Here is a 6,625-nt window from a genome sequence, read left to right as displayed (position 1 = left end):
GGCCAGCCGGGCCGGCGGCGCCGGGCGGAGACGGCGGTGCCGGGCCGCCGCTGAGGCGGGCTGCCGGTAGCGTCGGTGCGCAACCGTCTCTTCCGAGGAGGACCCCGCCCGTGCCCGCCGACCTCCCCAGCGCTCCGCACCACGACCTGCACCACCGCGCCGTGGTCGCCGACACCCACAACGACCTGCTGATGGCCGTGACGGCCCGGCCCCCGGAGCGCTGGGCGTCGTTCTTCCGGGAGCGCTGGCTGCCCCAGCTCCGCGAGGGCGGGGTGGACCTGCAGGTGCTGCCGGTCTTCGTCGACGACCAGTACCGGCCCGAGGGCGCGCTCCGGCAGACCCTGCGCATGATCGAGTGCGCGCACGCGCTGGCCGAGGGGAACGCCGCCGAGGTACGGCTCTGCACGGACGGCGCCCAGATCGACGAGGCCCTCGCCGAGGGCAGGATCGCCCTGGTCCTGGCGCTGGAGAGCATGCCCGGCCTGGACGCGAGCGTCGAGCTGCTGCCCGCCCTGCACCGGCTGGGCGTGCGGGTCGCCTCGATCGCCCACTGGGGCCGCACTCCGCTGGCGGACGGCAGCGGCGAGGACGCGACCGGGAGCAGGCTGACGGCGGCGGGGGTGGCGGCGGTCCGGGAGATGGAGCGCCTCGGCATGGTCTTCGACGTCTCCCACCTGGGCGCGTCGGGTGTCGAGCACGTGCTCGAGCTGGCCTCCCGGCCGGTGATGGCGACCCACTCGGCGGCCCGCGCCCTGCGGGACCACCACCGCAACCTCACCGACGAGCAGATCCGCGGCGTCGCCGCGACCGGCGGCGTGGTCTGCGTGAACTTCCTGGCGGCGTTCCTGTCGGAGGACCCCGCCGAGTACACCGTGGACCGCCTGGTGGACCACATCGCGCACGTGGCGGGCGTGGCCGGGATCGACCACGTGGGCCTCGGCCCGGACTTCATCCGCGAGGTCATGCACGACGTCACGCCGCCGTGCTGCGAGGCCGGCGTCAGCGGGCTCGACGTGCTGGCGGCCGTCCCCGGCCTGGCCGGGCCGTCCGGCCTGCCGCTGGTCACCGAGGCCCTGGACCGGCACGGCTTCGCCGAGGAGGAGATCGTCAAGATCCTCGGCGAGAACGTCCTGCGCCTGTTCCGCGCCGAGCTGGGCAGGCCCGTCTGAGCCCGGGGCCGTCGGGGCCCGGCCGGGCACCGAGCTCCGGCTGAGCGCCGGACCGGTCGGGCGGCCGTCCCCGCGGCCGATCGGGCGCGGGCCCGCGCGGCCACCGTACCCACGCCGGCCCGCCGGTCCGGTCAGCCCGCCGCGGCGCCTTCCCCGCCTCCGGCCAGGTAGTCCTCGCGGACCCGGGAGCGGGAGAGCTTGCCCGTGGGGGTGCGGGGCAGCTCGTCGCGGAACTCGATCACCCGGGGGTGCTTGAAGCGGGCCAGGCGCGGGCCGAGGTGCGCCAGCAGCTCCTCCGCCGAGGGGCGGGGGCCGGGCAGGGGCTGGACGAGCGCGACCACGACGTGGCCCCACTCCTCGTCCGGCGCCCCGATCACCGCGGCGTCGGCGACCGCGGGATGCTCCAGGAGCGCCGCCTCGACCTCGGCCGGGTAGATGTTCACGCCGCCGGAGACGATCAGGTCGGTACGGCGGTCGCACAGGAACAGGAAGCCGTCGGCGTCCAGGTAGCCGATGTCGCCGGGGGCGTACCAGTCGTCCCGCATGCTGGCGGCGGTCTTGGCGGGGTCCTTGAGGTACTCGAACCGGTTGGTCGCCGACCTGACGTGGATCAGGCCGGGCTCGCCGGGCGGGAGCTCCTCGCCGTCCGGGCCGAGGATCCTCGCCTCGAACGCCGGGGCCGGGCGGCCGACCGTGCCGGGGCGCGCCAGCCAGTCGTGCGGCTTGACCGCGAAGGCGATGGCGGACTCGGTGGAGCCGTAGTACTCGTACAGGACCGGACCCCACCAGTCCATCATCTGCTTCTTGTCGGCCACCGGGCAGGCGGCTCCGGTGTGGACCACCTGCCGGAGCGAGGAGACGTCGTACTTCTCGCGGACCTCGGCGGGCAGGCGGAGCATCCGGTGGAACATCGTGGGCACCATCATCGCGTTGGTGACCCGGTGGCGCTCGATCAGCTCCAGGACGGTCACCGGGTCGAACCTCGGCGCGATCACCAGCGTGTGCCCCAGGTGCAGGGCGAACAGGGTGTGCGCGCACGGCGCCGAGTGGTACATCGGCGAGGTGACCAGGTGGACCTCGTCGCCCGGCCGCAGGTCGCAGGTCTCGCCGAGGAACCAGGTGTAGAGCGGGAGGCTCTTCTCCGGCTCGGCGCCGGACAGCGGGCGCCGCACCCCCTTGGGGAACCCGGTGGTGCCCGAGGTGTACCACATGACCGCGCCCGCGGTCCGGTCCCGCGGCGCGGTCTCCGGCTGCCCCTCGGCCAGCGCGGCGGTCCCGCCCGACCCGGGGGTCACGGTGATCCGGGCCTCGCTGTCGGCCAGGATGTAGCCGATCTCGTTCTCGGTCAGGTGCCAGTTGACCGGCACGTGGTACAGCCCGGTCTGGCCGGTGGCCAGGAGCATGACCACCGCGTCGATCCCGTTGGGCAGCACCCCGGCGACCACGTCGCCGGGGTGCAGGCCCCGTGCCCGCAGCCCGTGCGAGACCCGGTTGACGCGGGCGAGCAGCTCGCCGTAGGTGGTGACGGTCCCGTCGGTGTCGATCACGGCCCTGCGCCCGGGGTCGGCCTCGGCGATCCGGTAGAAACCCGGCAGCCCGCTGATGTCGGTCACGGGTTCCCCTCTCTGTGCGGCGCTACAGCTCCAGCAGGTCGGCGAGGCGGGCGCGGTGGACCCGCGGCGGGCCGAGGAGCACCTCGTCCGCCTTGGCGCGCTTGTAGTACAGGTGGGCGTCGTGCTCCCAGGTGAAGCCGATGCCGCCGTGCAGCAGGAGGCTGCCGGAGGCGACCTCGAAGCAGGCGCGGCCCAGGTACGCCTGGGCCAGCGCGGCGGCCCCGGGCAGTTCGGCGGGGGCCTCGTCGGCGGCCCAGGCGGCGTACCGGACGATCGACTCGGCCTGCTCCAGCGTGCAGTGCATGTCGGCGAGCCGGTGCTTGACGGCCTGGTAGGAGCCGATCACCCGGTTGAAGGCGACCCGGATCCTGCTGTAGGCGACGATCGCCTCCAGCGAGGCCCGCAGCACGCCGAGCTGCTCGGCCGCCACCGCCACGGCGAACAGGTCGCGGGCGCGGGCGATCCCGTCGGCCGAGACGGCCGCCACCTCGCCGCCCGGCTCCACCAGGGCCTGGCGGCGGGTGGGGTCGAGGGTCCGCAGCGGACGCCGCTCGCCGCCGGTGCGGGCGAGCACCCGGTCGCCGTCGATCGTCAGCACCACGTCGGCCTCGGCCCCGTTGAGCGCCCGGTTCCCGTCGAGGACGACGGTCGCGGTGGTCGTCCCGGCGGCGACGCCGGCCAGGATCTCCTTCTCACCCGTCTCGGTCAGCAGGATCGCGGCCAGCGTGGTGGCCAGGAACGGCCCCGGCAGCAGCGCCGCGCCGGTCTCCTCCAGGGCGACCGCCAGCTCGGCGTGCCCGGCGCCGGTCCCGCCGTGCTCCTCGGGCACGATCAGGCCGGTCAGGCCGAGCTCGCCGGCCAGCCGCCGGTAGACCTCCGGGTCGTGGCCCGTCTCCGACTCCATCGCCCGCCGTACGGCCGGCAGGGGTGAGGCGGCGGCGAGGAAGGAGCGGACGGCGTCGCGCAGCTCCCGCTGCTCCTGGGTCGGCACGAGTCTCATCGGGGGGCCTCTCCACTCGTCCTGAGCTCCTTGAACGGCACGTTCTTGTCCGTGCGCGGTTCGGGGGGCAGGTTCAGCACGCGCTCGCTCACGATGTTGCGCATGATCTCGTTGGTGCCGCCGCCGAGGGCCATGGCGGGCGCGAGCGAGACGGCGTGCGCCAGCCCGCCGCCTCCGGCCGTCCCGCCGTCCCCTCCGGCCCCGTCCCCGAGTCCGGCCCCGTCCCCGAGTCCGCTCCCGTTCCCGGACCCGCCCCGGGACGCGTCCCCGGGTCCGTCCTCGCTCCAGGCGACGGCCTCCGGACCTGCCAGCGAGGTGGCCAGGTCGGCCTGGAACATGGTCAGCTCGGCCAGGAGCAGCTTGGCCGCGCTGCCCCGGGCGCCGGGGAAGATCCCGGCCTTGGTCTCCTGGGCGAGCCGCTGGTTGAACAGGGCCAGGGCGCGGGAGCGGATGTGCAGCTCGACGAGCCGGTCGCGGACCACGGGGTCGGCGGTGTCGGCGGTGCGGCGCAGTGCCTCGAAGGCGACCGGGTTGTCCTTCTGCCCGCCCATGCCGACGCCGCCGGCGATCGACAGGCGTTCGTGGAGCAGGGTGGTGACGGCGCAGTGCCAGCCGTCGCCGACGCGGCCGACCACGTTCTCCGCGGGGATGTGCACGCCGTCGAAGAAGATCTCGTTGAAGTGGGCGCGGCCGGTCATGTCGCGCAGCGGCCGGACGGTGACGCCGGGGGCGTGCATGTCCACGATGAACATGGTCAGGCCCTTGTGCTTGGGCACGTCCGCGTCGGTGCGGGCGAGCAGCAGGCCCCAGTCGGCGTGCTGGGCGACGGAGGTCCAGACCTTCTGCCCGTCGACCGCCCAGCCGCCGTCGGTGGGCACGGCCCTGGTCTGCAGGGCGGCGACGTCGCTGCCCGCGGCCGGCTCGGAGAACAGCTGGCACCAGATCTCCTCGCCGCGCAGCAGCGGCCGCAGGTGGCGGCGGCGCTGGGCGTCGGTGCCCAGGTCGACGAGGGTCGGCCCGCACATGCCCAGGCCGATGGAGAAGACGTAGGTCGGCAGGGTGAAGGCGGCGGCCTCGGCGGCGAAGGCGCGCTCCTCGGCCTGGGTGAGGCCCTGCCCGCCCCACTCGCCCGGCCAGGTGATGCCCGAGTAGCCCGCGTCGTACAGCTTCGCCATGAACTCCTTGGCGGCGGCGACCCCACCGGGGCCGGCGGCGTCCCCGCCCTGACCGGCCCGGCCGTCCGGGGCGTTGGCCTCCAGCCAGGTCCTGGCGCGCCGCCGGTACTCCTCAAGATCCATGACCACTCCAATCAGTGCCCACTTACTCTAACGAGCGGCGGCGCAGCCGTACAGAGCATTGCTCTACACCGGACCCGTGGATGATCTTTGCCCCCTCTTGGCCATGTATCGCCAGGTAATGGCAATTAATCCGCCTGGTGCGGTCGTCTGGTTCCGGGGGGAGGATCGGTGTGATCACACGTCACTCGTGGTCCGTCCGAACCCGGTTGACGCTGATCGCCGTCGCCACCGCCACCCTGTCCGGCCTCGTCATCACCACGGTCGCCACGCTCGCTCTCTACGACCTGGCCCGCGACTACCAGACCAACCAGGTGGCCGGCGCCGCCCTGGAGGTCGTCCACCTCGCGCAGCAGGGGAGGCTGCCCGTCGTGCTGGAGCACGGCAACGGGGTCGGCAGCCAGGTGCTGGACGCGTCCGGACGGGTCGTCGCGGCCACCCCGGACCTGGCCGGCGCGCCTCCGGTCGCGGACTTCCGGCCCGGCGGGGACAGGGTCAGGGCCGACCGCGAGCTGTGCGGCCCGCCCCGGATGCCCGGCGAGTGCGTGATCGCCGTGGCCTTCCGCATCGACCGGCCGGGCGGCGACTGGCTCGTCTACTCCCTCGGCGCGATGATCCCCTGGTACGTGCACTCGGGGCTGTTCGCCTTCCTCGTCACCGTCTCCCTGCTCATCGTGGTGCTGGCCGGGGCCGGCACCTACCGTACGGTGACCGGGGCGCTGACCCCGGTGCACGCGATCACCGGCGAGCTCGCGGAGATCACCGCCACCGACGTGGGCCGCCGAGTCCCGGTGCCGCGGGCCGAGGACGAGATCAGGCAGCTGGCCGAGACCATCAACCAGACCCTCGACCGGCTGGAGGAGGCGGTCGAGCAGCAGCGCCGGTTCGCCTCCGACGCCTCCCACGACCTGCGCAGCCCGCTCACCGCGATGCGCACCCAGGTGGAGGAGGCCCTGCAGTACCCCGAGGACGTCGACTGGACCGCCAAGGCGCAGGCGATGCTCGCCAGCCTGGACCGGCTCCAGGCGATCGTCGCCGATCTGCTGACGCTGGCCAGGCTCGACTCCGGCGCGCCCGCCGCCGCGGAGGCCGTCGACCTGGGGGAGCTGGCCGCCGGCGAGCTGGACCGCCGGCCGCGCAGGGTCGAGGTGATCAGGAAGCTGGAGCCCGGCGTGGCGGTGACCGGCGACGCGCTCCGCCTCTCCCGCCTGCTGACCAACCTGCTGGACAACGCCGAGCGGCACGCCGTCTCCACCGTCACCGTGACCGTGGCCGCGCACGGGGACACCGCCGTCCTGGAGGTGCTCGACGACGGCGCCGGGATCGCCCCCGAGCAGCGGGAGGTGGTCTTCCGCCGGTTCACCCGCCTGGACGCCGCCCGCAGCAGGGACGCCGGGGGCACCGGCCTGGGGCTGTCCATCGCCAGGGAGGTCGCCCAGTCCCACGGTGGGACCCTGCGGGTCGAGGACAGTCCGAGGGGCGCCCGGTTCGTCCTGCGGCTGCCGCTGGCGCGCCCGTGACCGGCCGGCCCGGAGGGTGCCCGGCGCG

5 protein-coding genes are annotated in these 6,625 nt (G+C 74.5%); 2 read left to right on the top strand and 3 right to left on the bottom strand.

Annotated elements, in window-relative coordinates; genetic code table 11:
- The first annotated feature begins 110 nt into the window (after positions 1–110).
- Positions 111–1,169 carry a dipeptidase gene (locus tag ACWJ6R_RS27240; RefSeq protein WP_449064970.1) on the top strand — a complete coding sequence of 353 codons (1,059 nt, stop codon included), beginning with the start codon at positions 111–113 and terminating at the stop codon, positions 1,167–1,169.
- Between the two features lie 131 nt (positions 1,170–1,300).
- Here the strand turns inward: ACWJ6R_RS27240 and ACWJ6R_RS27235 are convergent, their stop codons facing one another.
- From ACWJ6R_RS27235 to ACWJ6R_RS27225, 3 genes are read right to left on the bottom strand one after another with little or no spacing between them, the layout of a single operon-like run.
- On the bottom strand, positions 1,301–2,782 hold the full coding sequence (locus ACWJ6R_RS27235; RefSeq protein WP_449064969.1) for an AMP-binding protein: 1,482 nt from the start codon (positions 2,780–2,782) through the stop codon (positions 1,301–1,303).
- A 22-nt stretch (positions 2,783–2,804) separates the two neighbouring features.
- Entirely contained in the window at positions 2,805–3,782 is a 978-nt protein-coding gene (locus tag ACWJ6R_RS27230) for an acyl-CoA dehydrogenase family protein (protein WP_449064968.1), read from the bottom strand.
- Positions 3,779–5,080, bottom strand: coding sequence for an acyl-CoA dehydrogenase family protein (locus ACWJ6R_RS27225; protein ID WP_449064967.1), 1,302 nt, complete (start codon positions 5,078–5,080; stop codon positions 3,779–3,781). Before ACWJ6R_RS27225 ends, ACWJ6R_RS27230 begins: the two co-directional genes overlap by 4 nt.
- Before the next feature lie 170 nt (positions 5,081–5,250).
- On the opposite strand from ACWJ6R_RS27225, the gene ACWJ6R_RS27220 reads away from it, so the two are divergent.
- Entirely contained in the window at positions 5,251–6,597 is a 1,347-nt protein-coding gene (locus ACWJ6R_RS27220) for a sensor histidine kinase (RefSeq protein WP_449064966.1), read from the top strand.
- Positions 6,598–6,625 lie beyond the last annotated feature (28 nt).

This window comes from Planomonospora algeriensis (assembly GCF_977012225.1).
This window is presented reverse-complemented; position numbering and strand designations above follow the sequence as displayed.